Annotated in this window: 19 protein-coding genes; 11 read left to right on the top strand and 8 right to left on the bottom strand. The window is 50.3% G+C overall.

Annotated features, from left to right (window positions below):
* Positions 1-149: 149 nt before the first annotated feature.
* The 4 genes from F4Y64_09395 to radA are packed head-to-tail and all read right to left on the bottom strand — an operon-like array spanning position 150 to position 3,631.
* Positions 150-1,025, bottom strand: coding sequence for a hypothetical protein (locus F4Y64_09395; protein MXX97811.1), 876 nt, complete (start codon positions 1,023-1,025; stop codon positions 150-152).
* A gap of 13 nt (positions 1,026-1,038) precedes the next feature.
* A complete protein-coding gene (locus tag F4Y64_09390) occupies positions 1,039-1,602 on the bottom strand; it encodes a hypothetical protein (protein MXX97810.1) in 564 nt (187 codons plus the stop codon).
* Positions 1,595-2,230, bottom strand: coding sequence for a sigma-70 family RNA polymerase sigma factor (locus F4Y64_09385; GenBank protein ID MXX97809.1), 636 nt, complete (start codon positions 2,228-2,230; stop codon positions 1,595-1,597). Before F4Y64_09385 ends, F4Y64_09390 begins: the two co-directional genes overlap by 8 nt.
* Positions 2,231-2,287: 57 nt before the next feature.
* Positions 2,288-3,631, bottom strand: a complete 1,344-nt coding sequence (radA, locus tag F4Y64_09380) for a DNA repair protein RadA (protein MXX97808.1) — start codon at positions 3,629-3,631, stop codon at positions 2,288-2,290.
* A 97-nt stretch (positions 3,632-3,728) separates the two neighbouring features.
* Here radA and F4Y64_09375 point away from each other — a divergent pair, with 97 nt between their 5' ends.
* From F4Y64_09375 to F4Y64_09355, 5 genes are read left to right on the top strand one after another with little or no spacing between them, the layout of a single operon-like run.
* Positions 3,729-4,490 (top strand): ABC transporter permease, encoded by a 762-nt coding sequence (locus F4Y64_09375; GenBank protein MXX97807.1) that lies wholly within the window; start codon positions 3,729-3,731, stop codon positions 4,488-4,490.
* A gap of 32 nt (positions 4,491-4,522) precedes the next feature.
* Positions 4,523-5,284 carry an ATP-binding cassette domain-containing protein gene (locus F4Y64_09370; protein ID MXX97806.1) on the top strand — a complete coding sequence of 254 codons (762 nt, stop codon included), beginning with the start codon at positions 4,523-4,525 and terminating at the stop codon, positions 5,282-5,284.
* Positions 5,253-6,206: an MCE family protein gene (locus tag F4Y64_09365; protein ID MXX97805.1), complete on the top strand. Its 954-nt coding sequence runs from the start codon at positions 5,253-5,255 to the stop codon at positions 6,204-6,206. The genes F4Y64_09370 and F4Y64_09365 overlap by 32 nt, the downstream gene beginning before the upstream one ends.
* Positions 6,207-6,210: 4 nt before the next feature.
* Entirely contained in the window at positions 6,211-6,774 is a 564-nt protein-coding gene (locus F4Y64_09360) for an HDIG domain-containing protein (protein ID MXX97804.1), read from the top strand.
* Between the two features lie 8 nt (positions 6,775-6,782).
* Positions 6,783-7,985: a DUF445 family protein gene (locus F4Y64_09355; GenBank protein ID MXX97803.1), complete on the top strand. Its 1,203-nt coding sequence runs from the start codon at positions 6,783-6,785 to the stop codon at positions 7,983-7,985.
* On the opposite strand, the gene dusB is transcribed toward F4Y64_09355, so the two are convergent.
* Positions 7,824-8,978, bottom strand: a complete 1,155-nt coding sequence (dusB, locus tag F4Y64_09350) for a tRNA dihydrouridine synthase DusB (protein MXX97802.1) — start codon at positions 8,976-8,978, stop codon at positions 7,824-7,826. The genes F4Y64_09355 and dusB overlap by 162 nt on opposite strands.
* 193 nt (positions 8,979-9,171) lie before the next feature.
* Here dusB and F4Y64_09345 point away from each other — a divergent pair, with 193 nt between their 5' ends.
* From F4Y64_09345 to F4Y64_09320, 6 genes are all read left to right on the top strand, one after another.
* On the top strand, positions 9,172-9,357 hold the full coding sequence (locus F4Y64_09345; GenBank protein ID MXX97801.1) for a PLDc_N domain-containing protein: 186 nt from the start codon (positions 9,172-9,174) through the stop codon (positions 9,355-9,357).
* Positions 9,354-10,574, top strand: a complete 1,221-nt coding sequence (locus F4Y64_09340) for an alkaline phosphatase family protein (GenBank protein MXX97800.1) — start codon at positions 9,354-9,356, stop codon at positions 10,572-10,574. The genes F4Y64_09345 and F4Y64_09340 overlap by 4 nt, the downstream gene beginning before the upstream one ends.
* A gap of 10 nt (positions 10,575-10,584) precedes the next feature.
* Positions 10,585-11,088: a hypothetical protein gene (locus F4Y64_09335; protein ID MXX97799.1), complete on the top strand. Its 504-nt coding sequence runs from the start codon at positions 10,585-10,587 to the stop codon at positions 11,086-11,088.
* A gap of 74 nt (positions 11,089-11,162) precedes the next feature.
* A complete protein-coding gene (locus tag F4Y64_09330) occupies positions 11,163-11,930 on the top strand; it encodes an SDR family oxidoreductase (GenBank protein MXX97798.1) in 768 nt (255 codons plus the stop codon).
* Between the two features lie 12 nt (positions 11,931-11,942).
* A complete protein-coding gene (locus F4Y64_09325; protein ID MXX97797.1) occupies positions 11,943-12,791 on the top strand; it encodes a fumarylacetoacetate hydrolase family protein in 849 nt (282 codons plus the stop codon).
* 30 nt (positions 12,792-12,821) lie between these two features.
* Entirely contained in the window at positions 12,822-13,820 is a 999-nt protein-coding gene (locus tag F4Y64_09320) for an alcohol dehydrogenase catalytic domain-containing protein (GenBank protein MXX97796.1), read from the top strand.
* A 54-nt stretch (positions 13,821-13,874) separates the two neighbouring features.
* Here F4Y64_09320 and F4Y64_09315 read toward each other — a convergent pair whose 3' ends face one another.
* The 3 genes from F4Y64_09315 to F4Y64_09305 form a co-directional block, all read right to left on the bottom strand.
* Entirely contained in the window at positions 13,875-14,738 is an 864-nt protein-coding gene (locus F4Y64_09315) for an MBL fold metallo-hydrolase (protein ID MXX97795.1), read from the bottom strand.
* Positions 14,725-15,933 carry a Gfo/Idh/MocA family oxidoreductase gene (locus tag F4Y64_09310; protein ID MXX97794.1) on the bottom strand — a complete coding sequence of 403 codons (1,209 nt, stop codon included), beginning with the start codon at positions 15,931-15,933 and terminating at the stop codon, positions 14,725-14,727. The genes F4Y64_09315 and F4Y64_09310 overlap by 14 nt, the downstream gene beginning before the upstream one ends.
* 165 nt (positions 15,934-16,098) lie before the next feature.
* Entirely contained in the window at positions 16,099-17,448 is a 1,350-nt protein-coding gene (locus F4Y64_09305) for a divalent metal cation transporter (protein MXX97793.1), read from the bottom strand.
* Positions 17,449-17,803: the final 355 nt, after the last annotated feature.

The following is a 17,803-nucleotide window of genomic DNA, read 5'->3' as shown; positions in this document are numbered from 1 at the left end:
TGTAAGTATGGTAGCAATAGATTACTTCAACTGGAGCGACTCTTGCAAAACTCTTATTCGGTCCGCAAATAATGCTCCCTCGGGTATTCCGGAAGCAAAATTCGTACCGAAAGGGAGAATTTTGTAAAAGGCTCCTGGATTCACTGCATTTACTGCCTTGATCCCAGCAGTTCATCCAAGCGAGCATCTATTAGACGATCCATTGCCCGAGATCTTTCCTTTAACCGCCTTTCCATTCTTTCAAGTTCCATTTCCAGATGTTGTATCTCCATGCGCCGGTTTTCCTGCTTCATCAGAAATATTTCCTCCAACTTTGCTCTTAGTTGTTCAATCGCTTCATCCCGTTCTGAACCATCGTCAAGAACTCGAATCCGTCCAGCCATCTCTGCAACCTCGACTTCTTTCCGCCATTCATGTTGCAGTAATTCATATAGCTCATCGCTTGCGTTCTGGACATTTTCCAGGTAACCCGAGAATTCGAGCATTCTCGTTGCCTCCTGCAGCCTGGAAGCCATCCCCTCTAATTGTTGTGGAAGGGTTTGTTGTGGAAGGGTTTTATCCCGTGACTCTACTGCAACTGTGGCAACTTCCATCATTTGGAGAAGATCGTACTCCATCGTAGGAACAGATGAAACCACCCCCGAAATATGTTCGGACATCATCTCTACGAGACCAAGTACGTCTAGTGCTCCAGACTCTATTGTCGTGTAGGTGCCATCCGGCTCGAGATATAATTTGAAGTGCACTAGTCCGCTTTGATCCGCCTTCGTAACACGATCCTGCCAGATTTCAAAGCGGGTCCCGTTGATTTCAATCTGCATCGGAAAGGTCCCGCTTGACTGTAAACTGAACTCTACCTCGCCCAATTCCAGCTCCTCCGGTAGAGCATCAACATCTATGGGCTCCCCATTCACTCTTAGCTGTCCCTCTATACGTTCAACACGGATGGACTGCGATTGAGCATTACCCGCAAAGAGTGCAATCAATAAGAGTATCAGATAACGAGAAGATATGATCGGTTTCATTGGATTTCGATGGTTATTGAGGGATAGTACTGGCGGTTCCAACACCAGATGGACTTGTGTTTAATTGAAGTGAATCCAATTTCATGACTGCGGACTCATCCCATAAATCGGGACTGGTTCGCTGACGCACAACACTGAGGGCCTGCTGCATTTCGATGCGGTCCTGTGTATCATCCCACTGCAGTTCTTCTGAGGCAGACGGGGGCTCCGCCTCGGGGACTTCGTTTTGCGGAACGGAAAGAAACCACAGAAATAGCACACATGCGGCAGCCGCAAGTGTACCACCGACTAAAGTTAGCCGCTTTGGTCGACGAACAGGCCTACTCCAAATACGACGAGGCCTAGGCCGGGCAGCTGATGCAAATACCCGATCTACTACATCGTCCGGCGCAGTCACACGCCTTCGAAGCGCAGGATTCTCTAACTGCGTTTTTACACGATTGAATTCGTCATATTCCGCCTGATTCTCAGGGTCTTCAAGAAGTTCTTTCAGCTTCTCCGAACTGACATCTTCACCATAAAGATGTTTGATCAGAAGAAGCTTTTTATCAGTATCTGTTGTTCTTTTTTTAGACATATGTTTTGGCAGGTAACTGCCCGTTCTCTAACTGATCCATCTTGGGGGCATAACGTTGCGATTGCCGCTCAACCATAGCCCTTAGGTTAATGAGGGCGTATCTCATACGCCCGAGTGCTGTGTTGATTGATACATCTGTGATCTCGGCGATTTCCCGGAATGTTAATCCTGCATCCTGCCGCAATAACACGACCTCCCGCTGTGACGGGGGGAGTGATTCGATGCAGGCATCCAACCATTGACTCCTCTCTTTGAGATACAATTCTTCATCTGGTGCCTTGGCATCATCAGGAATGCGATCCCAGTAGTTTTCATCGTCACCTGCTACATCCTTCCATTTATTCCGACTTCGCTTGTGGTCGTACACGACGTTTCGTGCGATCATCAATATCCAACCCAGAAATCGCCCTTGTGGAGTGTAACTCCCACGACGTCGATGCATCACATCAACGACCTTTAGAAACGTGTCCTGAAAAAGATCATTGGCTAGTTCGGCATCGTGGACCATACCGATAATAAAGCCATAGACACGATCCTTGTGGCGGTTAACAAGCTGCTGGAAAGCGAGTTGGTCTCCTTGCTCCACGTAGGCCACCAGCAATTCATCGTCAGGCCGGGATTTGTACATATCGCCGAAATCACTCTCACCCATTAACGCACATGAATTTTGAGTTATTGCCCACGATCAGCTCAGAAGCAGTTCAAGTACCTCACTGATGCTCTCCACGCCTACAACGCGGATATTATTTGGGGGAGAAAATTCCTGAAGACTCCGCGATGGTACTACTGCCGTCTCAAATCCAAGTTTGGCACATTCTCTGAGACGTGTTTCCAGTCGGCTGACTCCTCTTACCTCTCCTCCCAACCCGATCTCGCCAATCAGAACCCCGCATTGGTCTGCAGAGATATCGTGAAGAGATGAAGCGATTGCAACGGCAACACCCAAATCTGCCGCTGGCTCTTCTGCCCGCATTCCACCAGCAACATTCAGAAACACATCCTGACCGCCCAATACCAGCCCTTCACGCTTTTCCAGAACAGCTAGCAATAACTGGAGTCGCTTTGGATCGAAACCGGTTGAGGTGCGCTGCGGAGTACCATACGACGTTGGAGATACCAACGCCTGCACTTCCATTAATAAGGGGCGGGTTCCTTCCATCGCACAGATGACACAAGATCCCGTGGCGCCGTTTTGACGTTCTGACAAAAAGATCTCACTGGGATTTAAAACTTCCTTGAGTCCCGCGCCCGTCATTTCGAAAACCCCGATTTCATTGGTTGACCCAAACCGGTTCTTCACCGCACGAAGGATGCGGTATCCGTGGTTTTGATCTCCCTCAAAGTAGAGTACCGTGTCCACTAGGTGCTCCAGTACGCGAGGACCTGCAATAGACCCTGACCGGGTGACATGTCCCACCAGAAAGGTCGCTGCATTCATTTTCTTGGTGAGCTGCATTAATGCGGCTGCACTCTCACGAATCTGGGTGACGCTGCCGGGGGCACTGGAGACATCTGGGTCATACAGCGTTTGAATCGAATCAATGACGATAACATCCGGCACCGAATCTTCAATCGCTCCCAGGATCGCTTCTGTATTTGTTTCGGCCAATAAAAGTACATTCTCCGAAGCAGCGTCAAGGCGCTGAGCACGAAGCTTTACCTGCCTAGCGGATTCTTCACCGGATACATAGAGTACGGTGAGGGGATCCAGATAACGGCCCAGTTCTGTCATAAGTGTGGACTTGCCGATCCCTGGATCACCGGCGACCAGAGCGATAGATCCTCGCATAATCCCTCCCCCCATGAGACGATCCAGTTCCTGTGAGCCCGTGACGATTCGAGGCATCTCCCCGATCTCTACCTCATCAATCGGCTGTGGGATCGCCACATGGGTCGCTATATGACGGCGACCGGTTCCCTTCTCCTCTACCATGGTATCCCAGAAATTGCATCCAGGGCATTTACCCAGCCACTTGGGGGACGAGTATCCGCACTCCTGACAGCAGTACCGTGTTATTGTCTTTGCCATTCTTTCGAATTATTTGCTCTGCAATATAGCTATCGGAGTGTGAGCTAGAAACAACAATCGCAAAAATTGATTAACTCCGCAGCATTCTGCCATTATGATGCCACCTATTGTTCTGCGAATTACTCAGCCATTCTTTGATATTGGTCGCTTTACGATACTCATGTCATCGGCGTTCATGTCGTTGCGTGAGATGAAGACCTATTGGCAGAACTTCCTCATTCAGCTGGTCCGGATTGGAATTGATTCGATTCCCATTGTTGCATTGGCAGCGGCGTTCTCTGGAGCCGTCACAACGGTTCAAACAGCTTATCAGTTGGTTTCTCCCATCATTCCGCCCAAGATTATCGGTGCGGTGGTAGTTCCATCGCTCACGATGGAACTCGGAGCAGTCGTTACAGGATTTATCCTTTCCGGTCGTGTAGGTGCGCGTATCGCAGCAGAACTTGGGACTATGCGGGTTACGGAACAGATTGATGCCCTGGAAGCCATGGGCCTTAATTCCGTCGGATACCTTATCGTTCCACGTGTCCTGGCCGGGATCGTGATGGTGCCCGTTTTATACGTCGCAGCCTGTCTGGTTGGTGTTTTCGGGGGAATTGCGGCTGCAGAACTGACGGGAGTCGTGTCTACGGGAGAATTCATTCAGGGCGCTCGCGAGCACTGGAATTACTTCGGTCCCTACTTTGGGCTGATTAAAGCATTTGTTTTTGGGTTTCTGATTACAGCCGTATCCTGCTACATCGGGTATTTCACTAATGGAGGGGCGGACGGAGTCGGGCGCAGTACGACACGCGCTGCCGTGATGAGTTGCGTCCTTATTTTGGTTGCAGATCTCATTCTTGCCGTCCTTCTCCTGTAAACTGCCCCGCACGAATAGCCCTTTTCGAGTGCATGATCCAAGTACAGAACATCTACAAATCGTTTTCTGGTCGTGCGGTACTTCAGGATGTCTCCCTCGATATTCACGAAGGGAGTACGCAAGCGATTATTGGTCAAAGCGGCTCAGGAAAGAGTGTTCTCATGAAGCACGTGATTGGGCTACTGCGCCCCGACCGTGGAAAAATATTGGTTGACGAGGTCGATATTGGAAAAATTAGTTACCAAAAACTCCGCAAGGTTCGGAGGCAATTCGGAGTTCTTTTCCAAGGTGGAGCACTTTTTGACTCGTTGGATGCATTTGAGAATGTGGCCTTCCCGCTTAGAACCTTTACCACGAAAACAGAAAAGGATATCCGTCATGAAGTACAAAAATGTCTTGATCTGGTGCAACTCTCGAATATTGGCTCAAAAAAGACGGATGAGTTGTCTGGTGGAATGCGAAAACGGGTCGCGCTTGCACGCGCAATTGCACTACGCCCCAGATATATTATCTACGATGAACCAACCAGTGGACTAGATCCAGAAACCTCCAATACGATTAACGATCTGATCAAAGGGCTTGCTGATCATCTCGAAATTACCAGTATCGTGGTTACCCATGATATGCACTCGGTGCTGCAAATCGCCGACTGTGTAGCTTTCATCCATGACACACGTATGCATTGGAATGGGACGATTGATCAGCTGCAAAAGAGCTCCGACGAAACGCTTCGTGCATTCGTGAAGGCCAATGAGTATGTGATTGGACCTCAGCATTCATCTAACAACCGATAATCAAGTGAAGCTACCCATCGAATTAAAAATAGGACTGACCGTTGTCCTTGCCGGGATCATATTCTATACGGGGATACGATTCTTTAAAGATCTGCCAATCTTTGGACAGGCTCCGATCTATCATACGGAACTCACGAACTCAAACGGGCTGGTCCCCGGAAATATCGTTGCCGTCAATGGTGTGGGAGTCGGCTCAATTACGGAAGTGCAGCTTACCCTCGCAGGAGCGTACATCTCATTTTCTGTACAGGACGATGTGATCTTGACAGAGGGGACTATCGCGTCTGCCGGTGGACTGGGGTTTATGAGCACCGTGCAGTTAGACCTGTCGCTTGGCCCCCCGGATGCCCCCGCATATGAACCCGGTTCACTGATTCCCTCTTCTGTGCAGTCAGATATCCTGGCGGACATCGCCAACCGTACTCCCTCGGTCCTGAATCGTGTTGATACGGTGCTCGCAGGCTCTAGCCAGGCAATTAGCGCAGCAACCGAACTGTTGGCCGGCCCGGAAGGCCAAATGCAGCAGACCCTGACCTCTATTCGGAGTTCGGCAGAAGCCTTCCATTCTGTCCTTCTGGCAGAGCAGGGAAGCCTGCAATCGGTCCTCCTAGGAATCGAAGACTTGGTGAACACAGCAGAGTCATTCACGGAGGATTCTCTTGGAGCTACTGCAGCGGAACTTAACGAGGTGATTGAGCAGTTGTCGAACAATTTGGATATCCTGGAAACCACAACCAATGAACTCAATATCCTGATCTCTTCGATCAACCAGGGTCAGGGTACACTGGGTAAACTCGCGACGGATGACTCCCTATACTTTGAACTGCAGGGAGCTACAGCCGCCTTGAGACGGATTCTGGAAACCTTTGAAGAAGATCCCCGCCAATACCTCGAACACTTGAAGCTGATTGATTTCTTTTAATTCAATGCCCACATACGACGAAGCTCTTGAGCTTTTTCATGAATGGACGAGCTCCGACAGCCTTCGGAGACATGCATATGCGGTCGAGGCTGCGATGGAAGCTTATGCAGAGTTCTTTGATGAGGATGTCACGCTTTGGCGAATTACCGGTCTGCTGCATGATATGGATTATGAACGTCATCCGACGCCTGAAGAACATCCTTACGTAGGTACGTCACTACTGCGGGAAAAAGGATACCCCGAATCCATCATTGAAGCAATCCTTGGTCATGCCCCCCATACTGGGACTCCACGAACGACCCTTCTGGCAAAATCCCTTTTCGCCGTGGATGAACTGGCTGGTTTCATTACAGCAGTTGCCTATGTTCGACCCACACGTCTTCAGGGGATGACTCCGAAGAGTGTCCGCAAAAAATTAAAGGATAAGGCGTTTGCGGCGGCGGTCAGCCGGGCAGATATTCAGCAGGGTGCCAAAGAACTGGGCATTGAACTGTCCCAGCACATTTCAAATGTGATCGCCGGTATGTATAAACATGCAGACCGATTGGGACTTGTAGCCCCCGTGTAATATGATCCATGTCAGTATCTGATCACATACCTGGAACGAATTTAAAGGATGTCATCAGTGACTACATCGGGCGACATTGGCCTGGCAACGATGCATCAAAAACAGCGCCTCAAGCACATAAAGGCAGGACTAGAAAGCATGGATTCGGATTGAATCTGATCCGCCTGATCCCATGGGTCCTGTTAGCTCTGTTCATCCTTTCATTCATTTGGGACTTTACGGGGCTCGGCCTCTTACTGGATCATAACGGTACCTACATTCTCCTTGAGGGAGAGCAGATCTCAATTGTTGCACGTTATTCTGGACTCGGACTCCCATCATTTAGCCGGATCCTTGAACTGGAGGGATTAATGGTGACAGTTTCAGCTGCCGGGTTGATTGGGTTTTTTACGAACTGGTTAGCTATTACCATGCTGTTCCATCCGCGGAAGCGTCGACCGCTCTTGGGGCAAGGCATTATTCCAGCCTCCAAGGATCGGGTAGCGGATCTGATTGCCCTTGCAATCAGCAAGGACCTGATCAGCGAGGAAGTCATCCTGGAACGAATCCATGACAGTGAGGTGGTTCCCAAATACCGGGAGATGGCCGTGCAGGTGACGGAGGGACTGCTCTCCGATGAAAAATTCCAATTGGAAATCAAGGGTTTGGCCAGCCAGTTTCTCACCGAAAAGCTAGAAAGCCCCGAACTCAAAGAAAAAATCACCACGTTCGTCATGGACATGATTGACTCGGCGGCTAGAAAAGGGCTTGCCGGGATGGCGGTCAAGGTCTATCAAATGTTCAACCGTGAAGGGCTTCGACGACAGATTCAGGAGGCGATTGATGAGTTGCCTGAAACTGTCGAGCTGATTGTGGATGAACTTTCGGTGACCTTTCAGACGCTGCCCGAAAAGGTTGCCGAACGTTCAGACGACATTGAACTATGGCTAACGAAAGCAATTATCGCCTTCGTTGGTACGCTTGATATTTATGAGATGGTCTCTCAAAACCTACGTGGATACGACGAGCGCCGGTTTGAGAACCTGATTAAGCGTACTTCGAATGACCAGCTAATCTATATCAAGTACCTCGGAGGTGCGCTTGGGGCGATCGGCGGACTGGTGATTTTTGATCAATGGCTTGCGCTGCCTCTTCTGGCGGCTATACTGGGCTCGGTGATTGCCTTGGACTACCTTGTAATCTGGATTATGGACCGTCGTCAGGCTGCTTAGTGGGTTCAATCGGATGACCTCCGGTTCCACTTCCTGGGTTCCGTTAAGAACGGAAAGCACCTCCTCCATGGTCTCTGCTTTCATGAGACGCATTCGAAGTTTACTTGCGTTCCTGAACCCTTTGAAGTAACCTCCATACATGCGGCGCATTTCCCTAACCCCTCTTCGCTCTCCAAGCCAGTCACATTTCAGCGTAAGATGCTCTGCGACCACGCTGGTGCGTTCGGTCCAGGATGGAGGTGAAAGATTGATTCCTTCTTCGATAAATGCCTTTGCACGCTTAAAAATCCAAGGATTCCCAATCGCACCGCGTCCAATCATGACGGCATCTACACCTGTCTCCTCGAACATTTGCAGGACAGACTCCGGCTTCAGGGCATCCCCATTCCCGATGAGTGGGATTCGCTCAAGCCCCTCTTCACGAATTCTCCTCAGATACTCCCAGCGCGCTTCTCCACTGTACATTTGTTTTCTCGTCCTTGCGTGCACCGCAAGTGCCTGAATTCCACACTCTTCCAGCATTCGGGCTACATTGACAATATCTATACTGCTGTCATCCCAACCAAGGCGTGTCTTCACGGTTACCGGCCGATCCGTAGCCTCGACAACGACGCGCGTAATCTTTTCCATCTTTGGCAGGTTGCGCAGGATGCCGGCACCTGCCTCTTTGCATACCACTTTACGGACCGGGCAACCAAAATTGATGTCAATAATGTCTGGTTGAACCCGGTCTACAATGTCCGTGGCTGATTTCACTTGATCAATATCACCACCGAAGATCTGAATGCCTACCGGACGCTCACTGTCGCGAATATCCAGCTTCATCAGAGAGTCTTCCGCCTCGTGAACTAATCCACCTGATGAAATAAACTCGGTGTAGACAACATCTGCACCATATCGCTTACAGAGTGCTCGGAAAGGAGGATCGGAAACATCCTCCATGGGGGCCAACAGGAGCGGCCGCTTCCCAAGTTCAATTGAGCCAATGCGCATTCTACGCCATACAAATCAACCGTAACTCAAGTGAAACGAATCAGTAGACATTTCGTGCATCACATCCCGAATTTATGCGTAGAGAATTGTGTATAACCTTTATCTTACGGATATGACTTACCGATTAATTCCCGGCTACTTGTTGGCCCTCTGCGCAATCTTCATTGCAGGATGCGAGCCCAAACTCCTAAATATGGCTTGGTCATGGGGAAGCCTTTCCCTTTGTAGTATAATCATTCTCGTTTTGGATGTGATTGCCATTGTTGAAATTGCTGGCAGTTCCCGCAACACCGTTGACAAGCTCATTTGGATCCTCTTTATCGTGTTTGCTCCTTTTTTGGGGCTCGTCTGTTATTACATCTTTGCTGATCGTTCATGATACTTCGAAATTCATTCTGGTTGCTTGTCCTCATTGTTGTTTCTTGCGCGGACCTTCCAGATCCTCCGAATACCGTGATCTTGATCTCAATTGACGGACTCCGAGCAGATCATATCACTCCTGAGAATACTCCTCACCTTCATGGATTAGCTGGTAAGGGGGTTCATGCAGAGTATTTAGAGCCAGTTTTTCCGTCGAAAACCTTCCCTAACCATTACAGCATCATTACAGGATTGTACCCCGCCAATCACGGCATTATAAACAATTCGATGTACGATGCGGAACTGGGTACTTTTCGAATCGGTGATCGAAACGCAATCAAGAAATCAGAGTGGTGGGGTGGCGAGCCTCTGTGGATAACCGTTCAGAAACACGGCCACACGAGTGCGACCTATTTCTGGGTAGGTTCTGATGTCGATTCGATCCAGGGAACCCAACCAACTTATTGGATGGAGTACGATCATGATCTCCCCCATGATGTGCGAATAGATTCGGTCATGGCAGCTGTAAAGCGTACGCCCCGCCCTGCCCTGATTACAACGTACTTCAGCACCGTGGATACGCAGGGACATCGATCTGGCCCCAAGGGCAACGAAACGCGCGAAGCTCTCAAAGAGGTTGATCAGCAAATCGGAAACCTGCTTGCACGTCTTCGGGATGCAGGCCTCTATGAAGACCTTAATTTCGTTGTACTCGGAGATCATGGCATGGCCGAAACCTCGAGTGAGCGAGTCGAATTTGTTGACGACTTCATTGACCTTGATGATGTATATATGATCGGAGGTTTGGATGCGTTAGCCTTTTTTAATCTGAAAGATCCAACTCAGTTGGATACGTTACTGAGTGCGCTTAATCAAATGCAATACGCGAGTTGGTTTACACGCGACAACATACCCGCAAATTGGCACTACAGCGGTAATGAACGCATTCCAGATCTGATCGGGGTTGCAAATGAAGGATGGCAGATGTCAAGCGAGGAACTTTTTGAGCGCAACCCGGACTATTATTCCGGCGGCACTCATGGCTATGATCCAGCCCTCCCGTCCATGCATTCCGCCTTCGTTGCACATGGACCACAGTTTAAGCGGGGACTGATGGTTGAAGGCTTCTCGCTCATCCATGTCTACGAACTGCTGTGCGCTGCAATTGGTATTGAGCCTGCTCCAAATGATGGAAGTCTCGAAGAAGTCAAACATCTTCTAAAAACAATTCCTTAACTCCATAACCATGTATCGAATCCTTCTTGTCATCCTGTTCTATGCCTCTTCCGTATCGGCACAGGACTTCCAGGATACTGAGAGTCCTGATGCAATCGTACAAGCTCTGTATGACGTGATCTCTACTCCCGCCGGGGAAACACCTGACTGGGGGCGGTGGGACACTCTATTTATCCCTGAAGCCCGACTGATTGCGATCGCACCCAACGAGACCGGAAACGATAGGTATTTTGCCTGGACACCTGACGAGTACAAAGAAATGATAGGGGACTACTTTGAAGAGAACCCCTTCTTTGAAGTCGAATTGAGTCATACATCAGAGCAATTCGGAAACATGGTGCACCGATTCAGTACGTATGAATCCTACCGATCTATGGATGAGCCTCCATTTTCCAGGGGAATCAACAGTATTCAGTTACTACAAATGAATGGCCGCTGGTGGATCGTGACTATTTTTTGGCAACCAGAAACCCCTCGCTTCCCGTTGCCGGAAGAATATCTTGCTGAAAAGTAACGTAGAGGTTAAAAATCAGGCACTCCTGTTGACGTCTTCCATTTGTTAGAGGGCTCTTTGCCTTTAATTCAACCATGTTCAGCCTTAAATCCAAAATAGCTATTGTGACCGGTGGTGCCAAGGGAATTGGGGAAGCTACTTGTCGCGCTTTCGTACAGCAAGGTGCCATGGTGTACCTGCTTGATATTGATATAGTAAATGCGTTCAGGGTTGCACAGGATATCGGTAAACGCTGTGAAGTGCTGCGATGCGATGTTACGGATGCAGGTGCTGTGACAAGCATTATAGACCAAATTGCACATAACCAGGGTCGGCTGGACATTCTCGTAAACAATGCCGGAGCAGGCCACATCGGTAAACTTGATGCAGCAACGGAGGGAGATCTGGACCACATGTATACGATCAACGTCAAGAGCATCTATTTCTGCACACGTGCGGCTTTGCCCCACATGAAAAAATCGGGTGGCGGAAGTATTATTAACCTCTCTTCAATTGTAGCCACTGTCGGGATTCCTGACCGGTTTGCATACTCTGCGAGTAAAGGAGCCGTTGCGGCTATGACCCGCAGCATAGCCGTAGACAGTTTAGAGGATGGTATACGCTGCAATAGCGTTGCGCCTGCACGCGTACATACCCCATTCGTAGATGCATACCTTGAAAAATACTATCCCGATACTAAGGACGAGATGTTCGGCCGACTATCCAAGGCCCAACCCCTGGGGCGTATGGCCACACCCGAGGAAGTTGCCGCATTAATCTGTTATCTCGCTTCCGATGAAAGTGCATTTCTGACCGGCGCTTCGCTTCCCATGGATGGCGGTGCCTTCACATTACAACCTTAACCTTACTGAACAGTGAAACTCATTCGTATTGGCCCTGATGGCCAAGAAAAACCCGGACTGCTCCCGGAGGACGGTCGGCGCATTGACACCACTCCGGTCGTAGATGACTACGACGAACACTTCTTCGAACAAGGGGGGCTCGGCAGACTACAGGCATGGTTTGACGCAGACACTCCAAAACAGGAATTGGATCCTGACTCACGGATGGGTCCCCCTATTGCCCGTCCCTCAAAGATCGTTTGTGTGGGACTGAACTACGCACTACATGCCAAGGAAAGCGGTATGGATCCCCCTCCAGAGCCAGTCCTGTTTTTTAAGGCAAGTTCTGCCATCTGCGGCCCCTATGATGACCTGATCATCCCGGGCAACAAGACTGATTGGGAGGTCGAATTAGCCGTCGTCATTGGGAAACGTGCCAGCTACGTTACTGCCGAACAAGCTCCAAATTACATTGCAGGCTATGTGCTGCACAACGACTATAGTGAGCGTGAGAGCCAGTTGGAGCGCGGTGGCCAATGGGTTAAGGGAAAAAGTTTCGATACCTTCGCACCATTGGGACCCTTCCTTGCAACCGCCGATGAGATCCCCGACCCCAATAACCTCAAACTTTGGTTGTCGGTCAATGGAACCATGCTGCAGAACAGCACAACTGCTGATTTCATTTTTGATGTATGGGAAGTCATAAGTTATACGAGTCACTTCATGACGCTCTTGCCCGGCGATGTGATTTCTACGGGTACGCCGGCCGGTGTTGGCCTGGGGCTGAACCCTCAGAGATACCTGAAACCGGGGGACGTTGTTGAGCTCGGTATTGAGGGACTCGGCGAGGCACGCCAAGTTGCCCGTGCACGTCACTTGTGATTACTATCCCACTGACTCGATCCGTGGTCTATGCGTGCGCTTGTTTACACAGGGGCGTTCCAGATTGACATACAACATGTACCTGATCCCGAGCCGCTCCCCCCTGAGGTGCTTGTACAAATAGATTCAGTCGGTATTTGCGGATCCGATGTGCACGGATACACTGGCACAACTGGTCGGCGTCTTCCTCCACTCATTATGGGACATGAGGCTTCTGGCCGTGTCGCAAAATCTTCAAATGGATTTTATGCGGGTGAGGAAGTTTGTTTTGATTCTACAGTTGGGTGCAATGCGTGTCCCGAATGTGCTTCCAGCCGGGTAAACCGCTGTCCTGAACGAACCGTATTCGGGGTGAGCACCCCTCGTTTTCGGCGTGACGGCGCAATGGCAGATTTTGTTTGCGTGCCCGCCCATGTCCTCAGGCGGATTCCAGAGGGATTACCACTCAGCATTGCAGCCCTGTTCGAGCCACTTTCTGTTGGATTGCATGCTACCCATAGGGGTGGCGACAGCCAAAATGCCCGGGTTCTGATCATTGGCGCAGGAATGATCGGTTTGAGTATCCTACTGTCTGTGCGATTGCAAAATCCGAGTGAAATTATCGTCATGGAACCCCATCAGAGTCGAAAAAACATGGCGCTCCAACTTGGTGCTGACCAAGTGTTTGATCCAGAGGAAAATACACGAACCGTGGAGGCGGATATCACCTTTGAAGCCGTAGGTGCCGCATCAACCGTGGCCAAAGCTATCCACCACACGAAATCAGGTGGATGCATTGTACTTGTAGGGAATACGGCCCAACACCCTCCGGTTGATATCCAACGCGTTGTTGCAAAGGAGCTGACTTTGACGGGCACGTACGCGAATGCGGGAGAGTACGACGAAGTCATTGACCTTGTATCCCGGAAAAAGCTGGATCCGTCCCCGCTCATAAGTGCAACTCTGCCGCTCGAAGAGGGCCCCGAAGCCTTTGCCCGATTACATCAGCAGCTAGAGCCGGAATGGATTAAAGTACTCCTGCATACCTGAGCGCATTCCTTACTGCCCCTGCGTATCCATCTGGTTGTCGTTGGACCTATAGAGTTACGGTGAAACCTGAATCGACGGACTACTGAGACCTTCACCGTTTTGCATCACATAGTAGCGTTGGTTTAATTCACTACACGCGGCGATGAATCCATCTGGTGAAGCCGTGTTGAATGTAAACATGTCATAGTGACATGGGATCACGAGCCGGGCCCCAATATCTTTTGCCAACTGTGCCGCTTGCGCCCCGTTCAAATTGCCCGCAACTCGGCGGGAAGGATCGCGTCCATTGATAGGCAAGAGTGCAACATCTACATTCCATGGCTTCAGACGCTCAACCATGCCTTCGTAGAGGAGTGTATCTCCGCTGTGATATACGCTCCAATCTCCGAAAGAAATGACGTACCCCATAAACCGATGTTGCCCAAATTCATCGGTTTCCAAATCTTCGTGAGCAGCTGGAATTCCGAAAAACTCAAATCCCCTTACTTCACATTTGGAGCCATCCGTCATCCCTATCGGCCAGGTGAGATCACATTGTAGCCGCTTCGCAACGAATGACCGGTTTGCCTCTGGAATAATCATGGCTAAATTCTGGTTCACCCGAGCCAGCGGCCTGAGTGTCTCACCATCCAAATGATCTGTATGGTTATGACTGGACGTGACTACGTCCACAAAATCGAGACGATCAGGGTCCAGAACACGCTCGGTCATACGGATATGTGGCTTATCCGAATTGGCGTATTTCGTGGTCAGAGAATCTGACAGATACGGATCTAACAGGCAGTACCGATCTTCCCATTTAATCAAAAACCCGCTCTGGCCAAGCCACCACATGCGCCACTGCTCCGGCGGTACGATACTGTTACGAATATCAGCCAGTAGCACCTCATCTTTCTGCAGCGGTTCAATCATCTTCATCCACGAATCGCTGCGTCACCTCCCCGGAATCCGGGTTTTTCAAAATAAGCTTCACCTTGCCATCCGGTAACCGTTCCCGCTTGACCAGCTCCAATCCATCTACCGTCTCTTTCAATCCTTGGATACGTTCAACATTCGTGCGTCCACGCCAGTCGTCCAATTCGACAGATTCCCATTTTTTAGACTTCGCAGAACGATAGCATGCATCAATGACTGCATTTACGACATATCCGTCATAAAAGGTCTCTGTGGGCTCACGGCCTTCGTCCATGGCATCAAACATGTCTGTGAACATGTCTGTATAGCCTAATTCATTGACTTCATCTCCCACCGGAAATAACCACCCTGACTCCTGCTCTACTTTTTCTGCGACATAGCCACCAGCCCCGCTGGAGTACATTTCAATACCAGTTCTCAGAAAGTGATTCAGCCAGATCGTCCCTTCCGTGCCTGCGACCTCGTCCCGTAAATCCATCCCCCCTCTAAACGTCCAACTGACTTCAAACTGCCCTACCGCACCATTTTCAAAACGAATCAGAGCAATACTGTTATCTTCCGCCTTGATAGGATGGACGAGTGTATCAGCCCAGCAACTCACCTCCACAGGGCGAATATCTTTTCCAATAAAGCTGCGAATAATTTCGATGCAATGACAGCCTAAATCAACAATCGCCCCACCACCGGCTTGCTCTACATCCCAAAACCAACTGCTGTGCGGACCACTGTGAGTTTCTCGTGAACGAGTCCACAATATTTCCCCTAGAGCACCGCCACGGACAGATTCCAGTGCTTTGAGTGTTTTTGGCGTATAGACGAGATCCTCCAAGTATCCCGCAAAGATTCCACTCGACTCAACGATACCTAGTATGCGTTTGGCTTCTGCAGCAGTACGCGCCAATGGTTTTGTGCAGAGTACCGCTTTATTTGCTTCTGCACAGAGTCGGATTGCCTCTTCATGCAAGTGATTCGGCAGGCCGATAACGACCACATCACTGGATGGGTGATGGATCGCTTCGGCCATATCTGTTACGGCATGATCAATCTCCCATTTTGCAGCAAATTCCTGAGCACGATCCGCATCGCGTGAGTACACGCAACTGACGCGATCGCGCCCCCGCTGCCCATGAAGAGTCATTGTATAGAACAACCCTATCAGGCCGGTTCCAAGCATCGTTATATTATGTTTTTGTGACATTTTCGATCAGGTTTTTGTTAAATCTATGACCACGCGGTCAAAATTTTTGATTCTCATACTCCGAAACATTCCTCGACTGTAGGGGCATCCACACTACTTGGAACCATTCGCGAACTGACTTCCCGGAAAATAGACTCCCCTCATCCATTGGCGAATCCCGTGTTCTTAGGCACCAAAACCGATTCGAATTACTACATAGTAAACTGCCATGAGCAGCATCACCGTGGAGCAAGACCATAGCAAAATGTCGATGGTGAAGCTCGGCCGGATGGACCGGTCGATGTGTCGGTAGCGGAGGTAAATGGTCGAGAACCCGATGACAGGAAGCATGCATGCTTGGACGACACCGCCGATGACGACCATGATGACCGGCTGGGCGACCCATCCGTAGAGGATGACATAAATCGTTGGGATCCCTACGATCACTACGCGCCTCCAGAAAAGGAGTTGGCTATCGGTATCGATCCGTGCCAATCCCAATAAATGGAGAAAGTCCGTAATGACTCTGGAATTGCTAGCAACGTTGGCGAAGAGAGTTGAGTAGAGCACAAAAAACGCACCTATCAGAAATAGATAGAAGGCCCCCGACCCCAAGGTGGCGGTGTACATGTTCGACAGGGTCGATATCATCTCGTAGCCAGCGGGGATCGTCCCCATCCCACCTAGAATCGCCGCACCTAGAATATAGAAGGCCACCGTTGCCGTCGTGTAGACCACCATAGCCATGAGCACATCCGCCTGCATGACCCGAATCCACCCGCGCGCCCTTGCATCCCAAGCAGAACCCTCTATCCGAGGACCCACGAAGCGCGCATAGCCTTTCTCCAGGACCCAGTAGGGATACATGATCAACTCCGCGGCCCCTACTCCGGTGAGTCCGAAGGCAGCGAAGGCCACCGCAAGCCCCCCAGCCGGAAGGCTCAGACGGAGGCCGGAGAGGAAGTCTTCAGCGGTAGGGGCATAGGGAGTCCATCCCAAGAGAACAGCACAGGCAATGGTCACGAAAGTGAAACTGACCACCATTCCGACACAGATCTTTTCTACCGTCCCGTAGCGCCCCCGGAACAGAAGAACCATCACCGTGATCGCAGCGACCATGGCCCAGGCTGTCCCGTTGATCTGAGGTAGGAATAGGTGCAACGTTTGTCCGACGCCCCCGACAATACCGCTCCCCTGGATGATGACTCCGATGGTCATGATCCACCAGCACCAAACCACCCACGAAACCCGCCACTTTGGCCCAGGAACCCGATTCAAGCCCTGCAGGGCAGTGTCTCCGGTGGACACAACGTACCGCCCCAACTCCTCCTGAAACACCACCTTGATACCGCAACTCAGGATAATGAGCCAGAGGGCGACAAAACCGACCTCGGCACCAAGGGTTGTCGTGGCGATGAGTTCGCCAGAGCCCACAATGGACCCGGAGATGATGAGCCCGGGGCCCAGTTTTCGCAAGACGGGCCAAAAGCCCTTGGGTGGTGACTGAATCTGTTTCGAAGGAGATGAATCGGTCATGTAATTGCTCAAATTACTCCCGTGGCCGAATCAAGAGAGGGCTCATAGCCATTCGTGGGAAATAGCGTTCCGCCACTTCATTGTCCGGGAATAGCTTGAACACAGTCATAAATGACAGCCTCTCGCCATCGACGCGTCCTGATACCGATGTCAAATCCTTCATTCTCCTCTTGATCTCCGCTGGTTCGATGTCTCGATTGAATTACTAATTGGAACGCCAAACTAATGAAAACACATGAACCAATTACAAATGAAGAGCCTTATCGCGGATACTTGACAATTCGTATGCAATTGCGTAGGTCTTAGATCTTATAGCAGGACGGTTCTGCCTGATTAGCGCTACCTTAGCGCGATC

This window comes from Rhodothermaceae bacterium, from assembly GCA_009838195.1.
In the GTDB taxonomy this organism is placed as follows: domain Bacteria; phylum Bacteroidota; class Rhodothermia; order Rhodothermales; family Bin80; genus Bin80.
This window is presented reverse-complemented; position numbering and strand designations above follow the sequence as displayed.

Coding starts and splice junctions, on each gene's coding strand:
- F4Y64_09395 (MXX97811.1), bottom strand. CDS start 1,025: ATGAAACCGATCATATCTTCTCGTTATCTGATACTCTTATTGATTGCA.
- F4Y64_09390 (MXX97810.1), bottom strand. CDS start 1,602: ATGTCTAAAAAAAGAACAACAGATACTGATAAAAAGCTTCTTCTGATC.
- F4Y64_09385 (MXX97809.1), bottom strand. CDS start 2,230: ATGTACAAATCCCGGCCTGACGATGAATTGCTGGTGGCCTACGTGGAG.
- radA (MXX97808.1), bottom strand. CDS start 3,631: ATGGCAAAGACAATAACACGGTACTGCTGTCAGGAGTGCGGATACTCG.
- F4Y64_09375 (MXX97807.1), top strand. CDS start 3,729: ATGCCACCTATTGTTCTGCGAATTACTCAGCCATTCTTTGATATTGGT.
- F4Y64_09370 (MXX97806.1), top strand. CDS start 4,523: ATGATCCAAGTACAGAACATCTACAAATCGTTTTCTGGTCGTGCGGTA.
- F4Y64_09360 (MXX97804.1), top strand. CDS start 6,211: ATGCCCACATACGACGAAGCTCTTGAGCTTTTTCATGAATGGACGAGC.
- F4Y64_09355 (MXX97803.1), top strand. CDS start 6,783: ATGTCAGTATCTGATCACATACCTGGAACGAATTTAAAGGATGTCATC.
- dusB (MXX97802.1), bottom strand. CDS start 8,978: ATGCGCATTGGCTCAATTGAACTTGGGAAGCGGCCGCTCCTGTTGGCC.
- F4Y64_09345 (MXX97801.1), top strand. CDS start 9,172: ATGGCTTGGTCATGGGGAAGCCTTTCCCTTTGTAGTATAATCATTCTC.
- F4Y64_09340 (MXX97800.1), top strand. CDS start 9,354: ATGATACTTCGAAATTCATTCTGGTTGCTTGTCCTCATTGTTGTTTCT.
- F4Y64_09335 (MXX97799.1), top strand. CDS start 10,585: ATGTATCGAATCCTTCTTGTCATCCTGTTCTATGCCTCTTCCGTATCG.
- F4Y64_09330 (MXX97798.1), top strand. CDS start 11,163: ATGTTCAGCCTTAAATCCAAAATAGCTATTGTGACCGGTGGTGCCAAG.
- F4Y64_09320 (MXX97796.1), top strand. CDS start 12,822: ATGCGTGCGCTTGTTTACACAGGGGCGTTCCAGATTGACATACAACAT.
- F4Y64_09315 (MXX97795.1), bottom strand. CDS start 14,738: ATGAAGATGATTGAACCGCTGCAGAAAGATGAGGTGCTACTGGCTGAT.
- F4Y64_09310 (MXX97794.1), bottom strand. CDS start 15,933: ATGTCACAAAAACATAATATAACGATGCTTGGAACCGGCCTGATAGGG.
- F4Y64_09305 (MXX97793.1), bottom strand. CDS start 17,448: ATGACCGATTCATCTCCTTCGAAACAGATTCAGTCACCACCCAAGGGC.